Annotated in this window: 13 protein-coding genes; 11 read left to right on the top strand and 2 right to left on the bottom strand. The window is 62.6% G+C overall.

Translation table 11 applies throughout. The features are described 5' to 3' along the window. The first annotated feature begins 75 nt into the window (after positions 1-75). The 8 genes from radA to ACF8K2_RS13420 all read left to right on the top strand — a co-directional run bounded on the left by radA (position 76) and on the right by ACF8K2_RS13420 (position 11,291). Positions 76-1,443 carry a DNA repair protein RadA gene (radA, locus tag ACF8K2_RS13455; RefSeq protein ID WP_186554254.1) on the top strand — a complete coding sequence of 456 codons (1,368 nt, stop codon included), beginning with the start codon at positions 76-78 and terminating at the stop codon, positions 1,441-1,443. A 72-nt stretch (positions 1,444-1,515) separates the two neighbouring features. Next, positions 1,516-2,019, top strand: coding sequence for an RNA polymerase sigma factor (locus tag ACF8K2_RS13450; protein WP_186554253.1), 504 nt, complete (start codon positions 1,516-1,518; stop codon positions 2,017-2,019). 68 nt (positions 2,020-2,087) lie between these two features. Beyond that, the gene (locus ACF8K2_RS13445) at positions 2,088-3,089 is read left to right on the top strand and encodes a FecR family protein (protein ID WP_392465232.1); all 1,002 of its coding nucleotides are present in this window, start codon (positions 2,088-2,090) and stop codon (positions 3,087-3,089) included. 207 nt (positions 3,090-3,296) lie between these two features. Next, the gene (locus tag ACF8K2_RS13440) at positions 3,297-5,966 is read left to right on the top strand and encodes a TonB-dependent hemoglobin/transferrin/lactoferrin family receptor (protein WP_392465266.1); all 2,670 of its coding nucleotides are present in this window, start codon (positions 3,297-3,299) and stop codon (positions 5,964-5,966) included. 83 nt (positions 5,967-6,049) lie between these two features. Further along, positions 6,050-6,667, top strand: coding sequence for a heme acquisition protein HasA (locus ACF8K2_RS13435; protein WP_186554250.1), 618 nt, complete (start codon positions 6,050-6,052; stop codon positions 6,665-6,667). Between the two features lie 169 nt (positions 6,668-6,836). Then, positions 6,837-8,600 carry a type I secretion system permease/ATPase gene (locus ACF8K2_RS13430; RefSeq protein WP_392465230.1) on the top strand — a complete coding sequence of 588 codons (1,764 nt, stop codon included), beginning with the start codon at positions 6,837-6,839 and terminating at the stop codon, positions 8,598-8,600. 5 nt (positions 8,601-8,605) lie between these two features. After that, a complete protein-coding gene (locus tag ACF8K2_RS13425; RefSeq protein ID WP_392465229.1) occupies positions 8,606-9,952 on the top strand; it encodes an HlyD family type I secretion periplasmic adaptor subunit in 1,347 nt (448 codons plus the stop codon). A 4-nt stretch (positions 9,953-9,956) separates the two neighbouring features. Further along, positions 9,957-11,291 (top strand): TolC family outer membrane protein, encoded by a 1,335-nt coding sequence (locus ACF8K2_RS13420; RefSeq protein WP_392465228.1) that lies wholly within the window; start codon positions 9,957-9,959, stop codon positions 11,289-11,291. A 108-nt stretch (positions 11,292-11,399) separates the two neighbouring features. Here the strand turns inward: ACF8K2_RS13420 and ACF8K2_RS13415 are convergent, their stop codons facing one another. Further along, positions 11,400-12,917, bottom strand: a complete 1,518-nt coding sequence (locus ACF8K2_RS13415; RefSeq protein ID WP_186554246.1) for a nucleobase:cation symporter-2 family protein — start codon at positions 12,915-12,917, stop codon at positions 11,400-11,402. Positions 12,918-13,177: 260 nt separating this feature from the next. Beyond that, the gene (locus ACF8K2_RS13410; protein ID WP_392465225.1) at positions 13,178-13,546 is read right to left on the bottom strand and encodes a PilZ domain-containing protein; all 369 of its coding nucleotides are present in this window, start codon (positions 13,544-13,546) and stop codon (positions 13,178-13,180) included. Between the two features lie 165 nt (positions 13,547-13,711). On the opposite strand from ACF8K2_RS13410, the gene ACF8K2_RS13405 reads away from it, so the two are divergent. From ACF8K2_RS13405 to yjiA, 3 genes are all read left to right on the top strand, one after another. Continuing rightward, a complete protein-coding gene (locus tag ACF8K2_RS13405) occupies positions 13,712-15,778 on the top strand; it encodes a carbon starvation CstA family protein (RefSeq protein ID WP_186554244.1) in 2,067 nt (688 codons plus the stop codon). Positions 15,779-15,795: 17 nt separating this feature from the next. Beyond that, positions 15,796-15,993: a YbdD/YjiX family protein gene (locus ACF8K2_RS13400; RefSeq protein WP_392465223.1), complete on the top strand. Its 198-nt coding sequence runs from the start codon at positions 15,796-15,798 to the stop codon at positions 15,991-15,993. 77 nt (positions 15,994-16,070) lie between these two features. Further along, positions 16,071-17,048 (top strand): GTPase, encoded by a 978-nt coding sequence (gene yjiA / locus ACF8K2_RS13395; RefSeq protein WP_392465222.1) that lies wholly within the window; start codon positions 16,071-16,073, stop codon positions 17,046-17,048. Positions 17,049-17,178 lie beyond the last annotated feature (130 nt).

The raw sequence follows: 17,178 nt of genomic DNA, 5'->3' as shown, positions 1-17,178 counted from the left end.
TTTGTCGCATCCCGCGGCGTTCGAGACACGTCCAGCTCGGCTATCATGGCGGTTTTTTCCCAGGAGACTGCCCCCATGGCCAAGGCCAAGCGCTTGTATGGCTGCACCGAGTGCGGCGCGACCTTTCCCAAATGGGCCGGCCAGTGCGGTGAGTGCGGCGCCTGGAACACCCTGACCGAAACCATGATCGAGAGCGGCGGCGCGGCAGCGCCGAGCGGGCGCGCCGGCTGGACCGGGCAGCAGGCGCAGATCAAGACCCTGGCCGAGGTCAGCGTTGAAGAAATCCCGCGCTTCACCACCAGCAGCACCGAGCTCGACCGGGTGCTTGGTGGTGGCCTGGTCGACGGCTCGGTGGTGTTGATTGGGGGTGACCCGGGTATCGGCAAATCGACCATCCTGTTGCAGACCCTGTGCAACATCGCCACCGGCATGCCGGCGCTATACGTGACGGGCGAGGAATCCCAGCAGCAGGTGGCGATGCGCTCACGCCGCCTGGGGTTGCCGCAGGATCAGCTCAAGGTCATGACCGAAACCTGCATCGAAACCATCATCGCCACGGCGCGCGTGGAAAAACCGCGGGTGATGGTCATCGACTCGATCCAGACCATCTTCACCGAGCAGCTGCAATCGGCGCCTGGCGGGGTGGCGCAAGTGCGCGAGAGCACGGCGCTGTTGGTGCGCTATGCCAAGCAGAGCGGCACGGCGATTTTCCTGGTTGGCCACGTTACCAAGGAAGGCTCGTTGGCCGGCCCGCGGGTGCTGGAGCACATGGTCGATACCGTACTGTATTTCGAGGGCGAGTCGGACGGCCGCCTGCGTCTGCTGCGGGCGGTGAAGAACCGCTTTGGCGCGGTCAATGAACTGGGCGTGTTCGGCATGACCGATCGTGGCCTGAAGGAGGTTTCCAACCCTTCGGCGATCTTCCTCAACCGTACCCAGGAAGAGGTGCCAGGCAGCGTGGTGATGGCCACCTGGGAAGGCACCCGGCCGATGTTGGTCGAGGTGCAGGCGCTGGTCGACGACAGCCACCTGGCCAACCCACGACGAGTCACCTTGGGCCTGGACCAGAACCGCCTGGCCATGTTGCTGGCGGTTCTGCATCGCCATGGCGGCATTCCTACCCATGACCAGGACGTGTTCCTCAACGTGGTCGGTGGGGTGAAGGTATTGGAAACCGCTTCGGACCTGGCGCTGCTGGCGGCCGTCATGTCCAGCCTGCGCAACCGGCCGTTGGCCCACGGTCTGCTGGTGTTCGGCGAGATTGGCCTATCGGGTGAGGTGCGCCCCGTGCCCAGTGGCCAGGAACGCCTCAAAGAGGCCGCCAAGCACGGCTTCAAACGCGCCATCGTGCCCAAGGGCAATGCGCCCAAGGAGTCGCCGGCGGGCTTGCAGGTGATTGCCGTGACGCGTCTGGAACAGGCTTTGGACGCCCTGTTCGAGTAATCGGTCTTCTTGCAACTGATTCTCAATTGCCAGTAGCATACCGCCACCTTGCGACCAGCCTCTGGAGTATGTGTGGCGCAGTCCGATTTAAAACGCCTGTTCCTCAAGCATGCGAAAACCCTGCAGGGTCTGCTCTCGCGCAAGGTGCGCGATCCGCAGTTGGCCGCTGACCTGGTCCAGGAGAGCTTCCTGCGCTTGGCCGAGCAGCAACGCCTCGAGCAGATCGACAACGCTTCGGCCTACCTGTACCGGACTGCGCATAACCTGATGGTCGACCATGTGCGTCAGCAGCAACGGCGCAAGACTGATCTGGTCCCGCATGAGGCACTCGAAGGCATCGTCGAGGAACGCCCCGGCCTCGACGAACAGGCCGAGCGTGCGCAGCATCTGCAGCGTTTGCAGGCGATCCTGGCTGAGCTGCCCGAACGCACTCAGCAGGTGTTTCGCTTGAACCGCCTGGAAGGCATGACGCACGCCGAGGTCGCACGGCACCTGGAGATTTCCGATAGCTCCGTGCAAAAGCATCTGGCCAAGGCCCTGGCCTATGTGATGCAGTGCTTGCAGGAAGCGGAATGACCAACGGTTTACTGACAAACGCCTCCTCAGACGTCAGCCAAGACATAACCAGATCGCGAGAGAACCGTGTGAGCAGCCAGAACTTGCCAGAGCAAGCCATCCGCGAGCAGGCCGCCGAGTGGGTGGTGCTGCAAAGTGCCGGGCCGTTGACCACGGACCAGCAACAGGCACTTGAGCAGTGGTGTGCCAGCGATGCGCGGCATGCCCAGGCCTATGCGTTTGCCCAGGCGACCTGGGCTGATCTTGGCCAGTTGACGAGCGTGGCGGCGCCTGAAGCGGCGCGACGTGGGTCGGCGCCTGCAGCGCGCGCCCGGCCTGCGCGCGCCAGGCGCCCGCGTTTGCGCACGGCAGTCGCCAGTGCGGCGGTGCTGTTTCTAGCGGTGTTCACGGTCAATCAGGGGCCTGACTGGCTGCTCGATTGGCGCGCCGACTATGCCACTGCCACAGGTGAAGTGCGGCGCGTCACGCTGGCAGATGGCAGCCTGATCGAGCTGGACAGCCGCAGCGCGGTGCAGATTGCATTCAACGATCAAGAGCGGCGCATTCGGCTGTTGGCCGGCGAGGCGGTTTTCACCGCGGCGCCTGTCAGCGCAACCGAGCCGCGGCCATTTGTCGTCGAATACGCCGGCGCCACGACACGCGCCCTAGGCACCCGCTTCGTGCTCGGAGAGGCGGGCGCCGGGGGTTGGGTTGGCATGCTTGAGCACAGCGTGGCGGTTGACCTGCAAACGCCGCCCGCCCATGGCCAGGCCAGCCAGCGGTTGGAGGAGGGCGCGAGCTTGCGTTACGACCAGGCCCAGGGCGTTCGGCCTTGGCCGCAGCGCGATCTGCATCGGGCGACCGACTGGCAGCGTGGCGTGCTGGTGTTCGAGCGTCAGCCGTTGAGCGAAGTGGTCGAGCGGCTCAACCACTATCGCAGTGGCCGCTTGGTCGTCACCGATGCCGAGTTGGCCCGGCGTGAGGTGAGCGGGGTGTTTCGCCTGGACAACCTCGACGCTGCGGCGAGCGTGCTCAGCGATGAGCTCAAGGCCAAGCGTTTGGAGGTGGCGGGGCTGACGCTGATCTACTGAAATTGCGCCTGACAGAATTTATTTTGATTTTCCGTTACTGAGTTTTCCTACGCCGCACGTCTGATTGTTGAGATTGATTTTCATTACTAGAAAACAGCCAACAACAGACGAGCGACAACAGTGAGCACGCCACGACCACAACCTCAGCGACCCCTCGGTCGCCTCGCCTTGGCCACCAGCTTGATCTTTGGCGCTTGTGCCTTGCCGATGGGGATCGGCCTGGCACAGGCGGCCAGCGACAGCGGCGCGGCCAGCCGCCAACTGATTCAATTCGCCATCCCGGCCCAGTCATTGGACAGCGCTGTGCTGGCCTATGCCGAGCAGTCCGGGGTGCAGGTGTTTTTCGATAGCCGCAAGTTGGCTGGCTTGCGCAGTGAGGGGCTGCGCGGTGGCTACAGCGCCGAGGACGGTCTGCGCCAGTTGCTGCGCGGTGCGCCGGTGCGCTACCGCTTCAGCGCCGCCGGCCAGGTTGGCCTTGAGCGGGTCGAGGACAACGGCGAGGTGATGGAACTGGGCGCTACCCATGTCAACTCGAACCGCGAAGGCGATTGGGTCTACCTGACGCCACGTTCGACCAGCGTGATTACCCGCGAGCAGATCGACAAGCGCCCGCCACGGCATGCCGCGGACCTGCTCGAAGAAACGGCCGGGGTCTACACCGCGGTCGATCAACGCGATCCAGGCCTGTCGGTGAACATCCGGGGTGTGCAGGACTACGGCCGGGTCAACATGAACATCGATGGCATGCGCCAGAACTTCAACGTCAACGGCCACCAGCAGCGCAATGGCGTGATGTTCATCGACCCTGAGTTCATCAGCAGCGTGCAGATCGACAAAGGCAGCCAGTCGGGCATGGGCGGGGCCGGGGTGCTCGGTGGTATCGCCAGTTTCAATACCGTGCAGGCCAGCGAGTTTCTTGGCCCGGACAAAGAATATGGTGGGCGCATTCGTGCCGGCCACGGCATCGGTGAACTGGGCAATGGCACCTACTTCAATGGCAGTGCGGTGTTTGCCTTCGGCAACGAGGTCGGTGACGTCTTGCTCGGCGTCAGCGAGCGCCATTTCGGAGACTACCGCGCCGGCAGCAACGATACCGACAATCTTGGGACCCAGATCCGCCTGAAAGATCAATTTCCTCAAGCCTGGCAGGACTGGATCGACTCCGAAGTCGGTGACATGAGCAGCGTCACGCGTTCGCAGATGATCAAGCTGGGCCTGAATTTGCCGCTGGATCAACGCGTCCAGCTCAGTTACCTGCAAACCGATACCGACAGCAAGGATGCCTGGACCTGGCAAAGCGCGGACAGCAACTCCTGGTATTACCGCCGTTCGGCCAGCAATGACATCACGGCCAAGAACGTCGCGTTGGACTACAGCTATTCGCCAGACAACGATCTGATCGATCTCAAGGCCAAGCTGTATTACGTCACCACCCGCCAAGACCGTTGGAACGCCGGCAGCACCGCCAGCATTGGCAGTGGCAACTACTATGCGCCCTACACCGATCGTTTCCAGACCGACACCTGGGGGCTGCAGCTGGAAAACACCTCGCGCTTCTACCTGGGGCAGCGCGATAGCCTCAGCGTCAACTATGGCACCGAGATGTTCCAGGACACCTTCAAGCCAAGCAGCGAGATGGTTCCGGCACGCAGTAACAGCAGCAATCCCTTTGCTGGCGGGGCCAATCCTGAAGGCAAGCGGATCATGGCCAGCCTGTTCGCTGACCTGACCTACGAGCATGACGATTGGCTGACCCTGGATGCCGGTTTGCGCTATGACCGCTACCGCCTGACCGGCAAGACGGGCTTGACCACCTACATGTACCCCACCGGCATCACCCAGGTCGATCTGCTCAAGCAGCGCACCGAGCTGCTGTATGACGTCGACCAAGAGCAGGGGCGCTTTTCGCCGACCTTCGGCATTGGCGTCAAGCCGGGCCTGGACTGGTTGCAGCTGTATACCCGCTGGGGTCGAGGCTGGCGCCCGCCTTCGGTGACTGAAGCGTTCATGAGCGGCAAGCCGCACGGCGGTGGTAACGAGCTGGTTTATCCCAACCCGTTTCTCAAGCCGGAGACCTCGCACAACTGGGAGGTGGGCATGAATATCTTCAAGGAATCACTGTTTCGCAGCGGTGACCGCTTCGCCGCCAAGATCGCTTATTTCGACACGCGGATCGATAACTTTTCCTTCCTCGATACCAACGTCGATTTGCCAGGCACCGACGGCGCGACCGGGGTGTCGATGGGGCGCAGCGCCTACCAGAACAATTTGCAAGACACGCGCTTTCGGGGGCTTGAGTACTCCCTGGACTACGATACCGGGCGCTTCTACACCCGGCTCAGCTACACCCACATGATTGGCAGCAACGACTTCTGTTCAAAACAGCTCTACCTCGGTGGCGCGCAGAAGAAGAACATCAGCGGTACCGAAATCGTCGAGCTGCCCATTGGTGGCGGCATGACGATCCCAGTGCCCATGCCGGTCTACGACGCGGTGGCGGATGCCGACCTGGATGCCCAGACGCGCTGTGGCGACATCATGGGCAACGCCAGCTACATGCCGGCTGACCGTGGCTCGCTCACCGCCGGGCTGCGCTTTTTCGACAATACCCTCGATGTCGGGGCTCGACTGCGCTACAGCAAAGGCAATGGCGCCAATCTCGAAACTCATGGCTATAGCCAACTCGACCAAGCCCTGTGGCCGCAATACAAGGTCTGGGATCTCTACGCCAGCTATTGGGCGACCCCACAGCTGAACATTGCCCTGTCGATGGAAAACCTCACCGACCAGGCCTACTTCGTCGCCATGGGCGACTCCAACAACTTATCGCTGGCACGCGGTCGGACCTTGACCGGCATGCTCGAGTACCGCTTCTGATCCATCAGGTTCGCCCAATGAAGGGCAACACGAGGGCTTGGCAAGAGCCTTCGCTTTCAACTGCAATGCAATGAGGAATCGAAATGAGCGTTTCCGTTACTTATTCCGCCAGCTTCGCCAACATCACTGTCGATCAGTACTTCACGCTGTGGTCGACCGGCTTCAAGACTGCCGATCACAACGCCAGCAACACCGGTGGCTTCAATAATGGCTCGTTCGACGGTGACCAGTACGCGATCCGCGGGACCAATGGGTCGAACTATGCGGTGATTGCCGAAAGCGAAACCGCCAATGGCCTGCACTACGTGTTCAACCCGGCACTGCCCGCCAGCAACAACCTCAACCACTACCTGTGGGGCGAGTTGGATAGCGTTCAACTGGGTAATGGCCTGCAAGGTGGTGGTGGCAGCGATTACAGCCTGTCGACCTTTGCCGTCAGCTTCGAAGGCCTGGACCTGAGCGCCGCGCAAGGTGCCGGTCGTGTCGGTAACGACGTGCACAACGTCATCTACAGCCTGATGCAAGGCAATACCGACGCCCTGGAATCGGTGCTCGACAACCTGCTCGCCGACTACGGCGTATCCACCGACAGCACCTTCGCGGCGATCAGCTCGGCCCTGGCTGCTGGCCCGTCCAGCGCGCTTGCCGCCGAAGCTGTGGGGGTACAGGCGCTGCCAGAAGATCTGGCGCTGGCGGCCTGATCCCAGGCATGAAAAAGCGAATGGAGGGTGACCCTGCCATTCGCTGATCTGTTGCAGTTACCCCGCAACCGGTGTCTTTGCCGGGCCCAGGTTGCGGTGGTGCGAATTCTGTGGCGCCGACCAGGCGAAAGCAATCGCCGATCGACGCTTGCCATGAGGTTTCCATCAAATGCGAACCGCTCCCGCCGCAGCCAATGAAGTGCTGCAGGCGCTCAAGGCCTGTCGCGCCGGCTTGGCCAACGTCGCCCTGTTCACTGCGGTGATCAACCTGCTGATGTTGGCGCCAGCGCTGTACATGCTGCAGGTGTATGACCGCGTGTTGTCCTCGCACAACGAAATGACCCTGCTGATGCTCAGCTTGATGGTGCTTGGGCTGTTCGCGTTCATGGGCCTGTTGGAGTGGGTGCGCAGCCAGGTTGTGATCCGCCTCGGCACGCAGATGGACCTGCGCCTGAACCCCAGGGTGTTCGAGGCTGCTTATGAGGCGAGCCTTGCCGGCCAGCGCGGGGTGGCCGGGCAGATGCTCGCCGACCTCACCCATCTGCGCCAGTTCGCCACCGGGCAGGCGCTGTTCGCCTTGTTCGATGCGCCGTGGTTCCCGGTGTACCTGCTGGTGATGTTCCTGTTCAGCCCCTGGCTTGGCCTGATGGCCGTGGTCGGCGCGGTTGTGCTGATGGTGTTGGCTTGGGTCAATGAGCGGCTGACCCAGGCGCCGTTCGCCGAAGCCGGGCAGCTGTCCCAGCAAGCCAGCCAACAGGCCAGCGCCAACCTGCACAATGCCGAGGTCATCGAGGCCATGGGCATGCTCGGTGCGGTACGCGAGCGTTGGGCGCAACTGCATCATGGTTTTCTTGCCCGGCAGAACCTGGGCAGTGAGCGCACCGCAGCGATCACCGCCATGTCCAAAAGCGTGCGGCTGGCCCTGCAATCCTTGGTACTAGGCCTGGGAGCGTGGCTGGCGATCGAACAGCTGATCACCCCAGGCATGATGATCGCCGGTTCCATTCTGATGGCGCGGGTGCTGGCACCGATCGATCAGTTGATCGGCGCTTGGCGCCAGTGGGGCGCGGCGCGGCTGGCCTATCAGCGCCTGAGTGGAATGATGCAGGCGCAGCCGCCGCGCCCGGCAGGCATGCCGCTGCCGGCGCCGAGCGGCAAACTCACCGTCGAGGCGCTCGACGCACTGCAACCCGGCAGCAACAAGCCCTGCCTGAGCAACCTTGGCTTCGAGCTGCCGGCCGGAGAGTCGCTGGGCATCATCGGCCCATCCGGTTCGGGCAAGTCGACCTTGGCCCGCCTGTTGATCGGTGCCCAGGCGCCGGCTGCGGGCAAGGTGCGCCTGGATGGCGCCGATCTGCGTCTGTGGGACAAGCACGCGCTGGGCATGCATATCGGCTACCTGCCGCAGGACGTGCAACTGTTCGCCGCCAGCATCGCCGAGAACATCGCCCGGCTGGGCGCGGTGGATGCCCAGCAGGTGGTCGCTGCCGCGCAACTGGCCGGGGTGCACGAGATGATCCTGAAACTGCCGGCCGGTTACGACACCCAGTTGGGCGAGGGCGGCAGTGGCCTGTCCGGCGGCCAGCGCCAGCGCATCGGCCTTGCCCGGGCCTTGTATGGGCTGCCGGCGTTGATCGTGCTCGACGAGCCTAACGCCAACCTCGACGAGGCTGGCGAGCGGGCCTTGCTCGAGGCCATCGGCAAAGTCCGCGCACAGCGCCGCACGCTGATCCTGATCACCCATAAATCCGCACTGCTGGCCGGGCTCGATAACCTGCTGATGCTCAACAGCGGCCAGCTTCAGGCCTACGGGCCGACGGCGCGGGTGCTCCAGGATGCCCAGCGTTCACGCCCAACCGCAGCTGGGGTATCGAGCCCGGCGCCGCGCCCACCTGTTGGCCTGAGCATGAGCTACGGCCTGCCGAGATCTTGAAGACCATGACGGTACACGCTGCATTCATCCGCAAACCCGAGACACCTGGCGAGTCCGCTACTGTTTTGCGCCTCGACGAGCGTCGTCCGGCCAGGCTTGGCCGTTGGCTGGTCTTGGGCGGTTTTGGTGGTTTTATCCTGTGGGCCGCGCTGGCGCCGCTGGACAAGGGCGTACCGCTAAGTGGCACTGTGATGGTCGCCGGCAGTCGCCAGGCCGTGCAGCACGTCGCGGGCGGGGTGATCGAGCAACTGCTGGTGCGCGATGGCGACCGGGTCGGCGCCGGCCAGGTGCTGCTGCGCATGGACGCGACCCAGGCCGAAGCGCAGAAGGGCTCGCTGCAGGTGCAATACGTCAACGCGCGGGCCACTGAGGCGCGGCTGATGGCTGAGCGTGACGGCCGCTCCAGCGTTGATTTTCCTGAATCGCTGCGCGCCCAGGCTGCTACGCCGTGGGTGGCTAGCGTACTGGAGGCGCAGCGCCAATTGCGCGCCAGTCGCGCCCAGGCACTGCAGATGGAATTGGCCGGCATGGGCGAGGGGATCGCCGGCGCCGAGGCTTCGCTGCAAGGCTTGCAAGGCTCGCTGGCCAGCAAGCAGGCGCAGCGTGATGCGCTCGATGAGCAACTGCGCGGGCTGCGTGAGCTCGCCCAAGATGGCTACATCCCGCGCAATCGCCTGCTCGACAGCGAGCGCTTGCTGGCCCAGGTCAACGGCTCGATCGCCGAGGACCTGGGCAACATCGGCCGCACCCGCCGCCAGGTGCAAGAGTTGAAGTTACGCATTGGCCAACGCCGCCAGGAAAACCAGAACGATGTTCGTCAGCAGTTGAGCGAGATGCAGGCCAGTGCCGAAGACCTTGGCAATCGCCTGCGCAGCGCCGAATTCGAATTGGCCCACAGCCTGGTGCGCGCGCCGGTTGCAGGTACGGTTGTGGGGCTTAGCGTCTTCACCAATGGCGGGGTGATTGCCCGCGGCCAGCAGTTGATGGAGATCGTCCCCGGCGATGCGCCGTTGTTGGTGGATGCGCGGGCGCCGGTGGAGATGGTCGACAAGCTGCAACCGGGTTTAACGGTCGAGCTGATGTTCGCCGCTTTCAACCAGAGCAGCACGCCTCGGGTGGATGGCGAGGTGGCGCTGGTATCGGCCGACCGCTTGCTCGACGAAAAGACCCAGCAGCCGTATTACCAGGTGCGCATCAAGGTCACTGAACACGCCTTGCAGCAGCTGTCCGGCCTGGACATTCGCCCCGGCATGCCGGTGGAAGCGTTCGTGCGTACCGGTGAGCGCTCGATGCTCAACTACCTGTTCAAGCCGCTGGCCGACCGGGTGCATATCGCCCTGGCGGAGGAATGACCCGATGCGTTCGTTGTTGATCTTCGGGCCGTTGCTGATGGGCCTGAGCTATTCCGCGCACGCCTTGGACCTGGGCGATGCCTACGCCTTGGCGCTGCGTAACGATCCCACGCTGCACGCGGCCATCGCCGAGCGCGATGCCGGGGTGGAGAACCTGACCATCGGCCGCGCCCGGCTGCTGCCGAACTTGTCGTACCGCTACAATCGCGCGCGCAATGACTCCGAAGTCACCCAGTACAGCCCGCTGGGCGACAGCACCGTGCAACGGGACTATCGCAGCTACAGCTCGACCCTGACCCTGCAACAGCCGCTGTTCGACTACGCCGCCTGGAGTGAGTACCGTCGTGGTGTGGCCCAGGCGGCGCTGGCCGACGAGCGTTTTCGTGGCCGTAGCCAGGAGCTTGTGGTGCGCCTGTTCGGCGCCTACAGCGAGGCATTGTTCGCCAACGAGCAGATCGCCCTGGCCCAGGCCCAACGGCGCACCTATGCCGAACAGCTGACCCTCAACCAGCGCCTGCTCAAGGGCGGTGAAGGCACCCGTACCGATCTGCTCGAGACCCGTGCCCGGCTGGAGCTGGCCCAGGCCCAGGAGATCGAGGCGGGGGATAACCTCGATGCGGCCCTGCGGGCACTGGAGGCGATCATCGGCGAGGCGGTACTGGTCGAAGACCTGGCGCCCATGCTGGGTGATTTCCGTGTGCAGCCACTGCTGCCGACGCGTTTTGAACAGTGGCGCGATCTGGCCGTGGCGCACAATGCCGAGCTTGCCAGTCAGCGTCATGCGCTGGATGCGGCCGATCAGACGGTCGAGCAACAGCGGGCGGGGCATCTGCCGAGTTTGAGCGCCTATGCCAGCAAGGGGATTTCCAGCTCCAGCTCCGAGAGCACCTACAACCAGCGCTATGACACCGACAGTATTGGCTTGCAGTTGAGTGTGCCGCTGTTTGCTGGCGGCGGGGTGTCGGCGTCGGTGCGTCAGGCCAAGGCTCAGCGCGATGCGCTTGGCTATGAGCTCGATGCGCAGTTGCGCGATACGGTTAACCAGCTGCGCAAGCAATTCAACCTGTGCGCCAGTAGCACGGCGAAGATTCGTGCCTATGGCCTGGCGGTGAATGCCGCTGCGGCGTTGGTTGAGGCCACGCGCAAGAGCGTGCAGGGCGGTGAGCGGGTCAACCTCGATGTGCTGGATGCCGAGCAGCAGCTGTATGGCGCCCGGCGCGACCTGGCGCAGGCGCGGCATGACTATCTAAGGGCGTGGGTGCAGTTGCGCTATTTGGCAGGCGTGCTGGATGCCGGAGACTTGAGTGCGTTGAATCGCTATTTCGCCGGGCCTGCGTAGCAAGGACCTCGCGGGCGTGGACTTGGCCAGCGATAGCGTCATCAACATCCACAAAAAAGGGGAGCCGACGATGCGCATCGGCTCCCCCCTGACCGCTTCGATCAGCGATCAATGCTCGGCAATGGCCTTGCGCCGTGGCGCCTCGTCGCCATGCTCATCGGCTTCGAGCAGCGGCACTTCATTACCTTCGGCATCGAACAGCTTGCCATCCTTGAAGTAGTCGCCATCGCGCAATGCCGAGATGTCCGAGTACTGGATGGTGCGCTCGTAGGCAGCGGCAAATACCGACTGTTGGTCCGAGTTGCCCGTGGTGAAGTGGTTGAAGATCAGGTTGAGCAGAATCGCCATGATCGCCGCCGAGCTGATGCCGGAGTGGAAGATGGTCTCGAACCAGTTCGGGAAGTGGTGGTAGAAGTTCGGTGCGGCGATCGGGATCATGCCAAAGCCCAGCGAGGCGGCGACGATGATCAGGTTGACGTTGTTCTTGTAGCTGACCTTGGACAGGGTGCGGATGCCGCTGGCGGCAACGGTGCCGAACAGCACGATACCTGCACCGCCCAGCACTGGCGTCGGCACTGCGGCAATCACCCGGCCCATGATCGGCAGCAGGCCCAGCACGACCAGGATCACACCACCGGTAGCGACCACGTAGCGGCTCTTGACCCCAGTCACGGCCACCAGGCCGACGTTCTGGGCAAAGGCGCTCTGGGTGAAGGAGCCGAAGATCGGCGCGAGGATGCTCGAGGCCATGTCGGCGCGCAGGCCATCACCCAGGCGCTTGGAATCGACCTTGGTGTCGATGATGTCACCGACGGCGAGGATGTCCGCCGAGGTTTCCACCAGGGTCACCATGATCACGATGCACATCGACAGGATCGCAGCGATGTGGAAGGTCGGCATGCCGAAGTGGAAGGGGGTTGGGAAGGCGAACATTGGGCCTTCGGTGACCTTGCTGAAGTCAGCCATGCCCAGCGACCAGGCGATCAGGGTTCCGGCGACCATTGCCAGCAAGATCGACAACCGCGAGATAGCCGCGCTGCCCAGTTTGCTCAGTAGCAGGACGATGGCGAAGGTCGCCGCCGCCAGGCCGATGTTGGCCATGCTGCCGAACTCCGGCGAGGCGCTGTTGCCGCCCATCACCCAGCGTGCAGCGACTGGCATCAGGGTCAGGCCGATGGTGGTGATGACGATACCGGTCACCAACGGCGGGAAGAATTTGGTTATGCGCGAGAACACCGGGGTAATCAGAAAGCCGATCAGCGAAGCCGCCATGACCGCACCCAATACACCCTGCAGGCCACCGCCGCCTTCGCTACTGAGGATCGCGCCCATGGTCGCCACACCGGCGAACGACACACCCTGTACCAGCGGCAACTGACAGCCGAAGAACGGTAGGCCCAAGGTCTGCAACAGCGTCGCCAGGCCACCGGCAAACAGCGAGGCGGCGATCAGCAGGCCGATTTCTGCAGGGTTCAATCCTGCAGCCTGCCCCAGGATCAGGGGTACTGCAACGATCCCTCCATACATGGTCAGCACATGTTGCAGACCATAAGCCAGGTTGGCACCCAGACCGAGATTTTCGTCCTCGGGGCGTTGGGCGGGAGACGTGCTAGGGGACGTAGTCATGGAGCAGGCTCTCTGTTTATTGTTGTGCCGCTACTGTAGACACTTCCTACATTAGATGGCCACAAAAATTGTATACAATATTTTGATTGGAGCGCGCACAAGGGTGGCCGCAAACAGCGCGTTTACTGAATGCAGAATGCGTTCCAACTGGTCAGAGGCGGTGCAGGATGGATGTGTACAAGCGCCCAGACGCCCCGCAAGAAGCTGTCTGGGTAGACAGGAAACAGTAGGTGGGAAGTACGTTAGCTAGCTAAGAGATATCAATCTTCGATGAGTTCGCGCAGTTCACGCATCATTACGGTGCTGTCAGCCAGGTTCAATTCCACAAGACGGTGCAAATGGCTCATCGAATCGAGGTCGATGTGCAGGCAGACGAATCCGAGCCGGTCGGGTTCTTCGTGACGCAGTTCGACCTGCATGCGCAGCTGGGTCTGTTGGTCACTAAGATGGATGACTGCATCGAAGTCCTGCGTGGCATCGGCGTCCCACGGTTCAGGTCGTTGGATCAGCAGTCCTTTGAGCGACAAATCGAGCAATTTTACCGGCCAGCGTCGGTTGCCCTGGCGCAATTCAGTGGGCGCATCGAAGGCAATGCGCTGAAAGCGCCGGCGTTCATCGTGGTTGCTCATGGGAAAGCCCTCCGGAGTACATCCTGACTATAGTTAATTTCGTACCAGCATCAGGTAAAGCAAACGGGCAGCAAAGGCTCTAGACCAAAGCAAGTGTGGCAATGCGCGATGACACGCCCTAGACTCGATGGGCGGTCTTTCCAATCCACCAGCTGGAAGTAAACCATGAACAACAATAATAGCCTGCTACGCCACCTTCCGTGGCTGGCGCTGGCAGTCCTGGGAGCCTGTGCGCTGGGTGTGGTTGCCCTGCGTCGCGGCGAGGCGATCAATGCCTTGTGGATCGTGGTCGCGGCAGTGGCCATCTACTTGGTCGCCTATCGCTACTACAGCCTGTTCATCGCCACCAAGGTGATGCAACTGGACCCCCGTCGGGCAACGCCCGCGGTACTCAATAACGACGGTCTGGACTATGTCCCGACCAACAAGCACATCCTCTTCGGTCACCACTTCGCGGCGATCGCCGGTGCAGGGCCGCTGGTCGGTCCGGTGCTCGCGGCGCAGATGGGCTATTTGCCCGGTACGCTGTGGCTGATCGCGGGCGTGGTGCTGGCCGGTGCCGTTCAGGACTTCATGGTCCTGTTCATGTCCACCCGCCGCAACGGCCGCTCGCTGGGCGACATGGTGCGCGAGGAGATGGGCAGGATCCCTGGCACCATCGCCTTGTTTGGCTGCTTCCTGATCATGATCATCATCCTCGCGGTGCTGGCGCTGATCGTGGTCAAGGCCCTGGCCGAGAGCCCATGGGGCATGTTCACGGTGATGGCGACCATCCCGATCGCGATGTTCATGGGCATTTATATGCGCTACATCCGCCCGGGTCGTATCGGTGAGATTTCGCTCATCGGTGTGGTCTTGCTGCTGCTGTCGATCTGGCTGGGGGGCCTGATTGCCGCAGATCCGGTTTGGGGCCCGGCCTTCACCTTCACTGGCGTGCAGATCACCTGGATGCTGGTCGGCTACGGCTTCGTCGCGGCGGTGCTGCCGGTCTGGCTGGTGCTGGCGCCGCGTGACTACCTGTCGACCTTCCTCAAGATCGGCACCATCGTTGGCCTGGCCATCGGTATCCTGATCATTGCGCCGGAACTGAAGATGCCGGCCCTGACCCAGTTCACCGACGGCACCGGCCCGGTGTGGAAGGGCACGCTGTTCCCGTTCCTGTTCATCACCATCGCTTGCGGTGCGGTGTCTGGCTTCCATGCGCTGATCTCTTCGGGGACCACGCCCAAGCTGCTCGACAACGAAACCAATGCCCGTTACATCGGCTACGGCGGCATGCTGATGGAGTCGTTCGTCGCCATCATGGCCATGGTTGCCGCTTCGGTGATCGAGCCAGGCGTGTACTTCGCCATGAACAGCCCGGCCGCAGTAGTTGGCGCCGACGTCGCATCGGTGGCGCAGACTGTCAGCAGCTGGGGCTTCTTGATCACCCCTGAGCAACTCGAGGCGGTCGCCCGCGACATCGGCGAGCACACCATCCTGGCCCGGGCCGGCGGTGCGCCAACCTTGGCCGTAGGTATCGCACAGATCCTCCACCAGGTGTTGCCGGGTGAGAACACCATGGCCTTCTGGTACCACTTCGCGATCCTGTTCGAGGCGCTGTTCATCCTCACCGCAGTGGACGCCGGTACCCGTGCCGGGCGCTTCATGCTGCAAGACCTGCTGGGCAGCTTCGTGCCGGCGCTCAAACGTACCGAGTCGTGGGCGGCCAACCTGATCGCTACTGCGGGCTGTGTAGCGCTATGGGGCTACCTGCTGTACCAGGGCGTGATCGATCCGCTGGGCGGCATCAACACCTTGTGGCCGCTGTTCGGGATCTCCAACCAGATGCTGGCGGGTATCGCCCTGATGCTCGGCACCGTGGTGCTGATCAAGATGAAGCGTCAGCGCTACATGTGGGTCACCCTGCTGCCTGCGGTATGGCTGCTGATCTGCACCACCACTGCTGGCTTGATCAAGCTGTTCGATCCGAACCCGGCAGTCGGCTTCCTGGCCCTGGCCAACAAGTACAGCGTGGCGCTGGATGCCGGTCAGGTGCTGGCGCCGGCCAAGGACATCGGCCAGATGCAGCACGTGATCTTCAACGCCTACACTAACGCTGGCCTGACGATCCTGTTCCTGCTGGTGGTCTTCAGCATCCTGTTCTTCGCCCTCAAGGTTGGCTACCGCGCCTTGGGTCACAAGGAGCGCAGCGATAAAGAAACCCCATTCCAGGCTTTGCCTGACGCGTAAACGAGAGGATTGCAGCTATGTTCAACGACCTGGGTCGACTGGGTAAGTACCTGGGGCAGGCTGCCCGCCTGATGGTCGGCATGCCCGACTACGACAACTATGTCGAGCACATGCAGGGCAAGCATCCGGAAAAGCCGGTGATGAGCTACGAGGAGTTCTTCCGAGAGCGCCAAGAAGCCCGTTACGGTGGCAAGTCGGGGCCTAAGTGCTGTTGAACCAGCGGCAAGCGTGAACCTGTGGGAGCCTGGGTAACCGGCTCCCACTTTCATTTTCGGCTTGAGGAGATTTCTGCGTGCAAGCGCCCATTCCCGTAACTGTCCTGACCGGCTTTCTCGGTGCCGGCAAGACCACCCTGCTCAAGCACATGCTCAAGGCCGAGCATGGCCTGAAGCTGGCGGTGATCGAAAACGAGTTCAGCGAAGCCGGCATCGATAGCCAACTGCTGGGCGATGAGCCAGTACAGGTCATGACCCTGGCCAACGGCTGCGTGTGCTGCACCATCCACACCGACCTGACCAAGGCCTTGTACCTGCTGCTCGAGCGCCTGGACGCTGGTGAAATCGCCTTTGACCGGCTGGTGATCGAATGCACCGGCCTAGCCGATCCTGCGCCGGTGGCGCAGACCTTCTTCATCGACGAGGAACTGCGCGAGCGCTACATCCTCGACGGCATCATCACCTTGGTCGATGCCGCGCATGCCGAGCTGCACCTGACCCAGGCCATCGCCCAGGCGCAGGTGGGTTTTGCCGATCGTCTACTGCTGAGCAAGACCGATCTGGTCGAGCCGCAGGCGGTGCAAGCACTGCGCGAACGGCTGGCGCGGATCAACGGTCGAGCGGGCATCCGCGTGGTTGAGCATGGCCGCATCGATCTGGCCGAACTGCTCGATGTGCGCGGCTTCAACCTCAATACCGATTTGGGTGTGAGCCTCAAGCCAAGCTTGCGCCCGGTGCTCAAACCGGCCACCCCGGACCGCATCTCGACCTTGGTCCTGCGCACCGAAACCGCGCTGGATATAGACCGCCTCAGCGACTTCATGAACGAGCTGCTGGAAACCCATGGCAAGCAACTGCTGCGTTATAAAGGCGTGTTGAACATCGTCGGAGAACAGCGCCGGCTGGTGTTCCAGGGCGTGCTCAAGCTGTATGGCTTTGACTGGGATGCTGAGTGGAAACAAGGGGAAGCGCGGGAGAGCGTGATGGTGTTTATTGGTGATGAGTTGCCGGAGGAGAAGATTCGTACAGGCTTCGACGCATTGAGCGCGGACTGAAGCTGCAGATCGCATCAAGGCTGCCTGGCGCATGCCGGTAAGTTTTGTAACGCACTTCAGGTTCTGCACTTGGCGCAAGCTCAACAAAAAACCGCTACCAGTTACCTGGCAGCGGTTTTTTCATACCCGA

The organism is Pseudomonas sp. xss_2 (assembly GCF_043104195.1).
GTDB classification, from domain to species: domain Bacteria; phylum Pseudomonadota; class Gammaproteobacteria; order Pseudomonadales; family Pseudomonadaceae; genus Aquipseudomonas; species Aquipseudomonas urmiensis.
The sequence above is the reverse complement of the archived record's forward strand: the minus strand, read 5'-3'. Positions and strand labels throughout refer to the sequence as shown.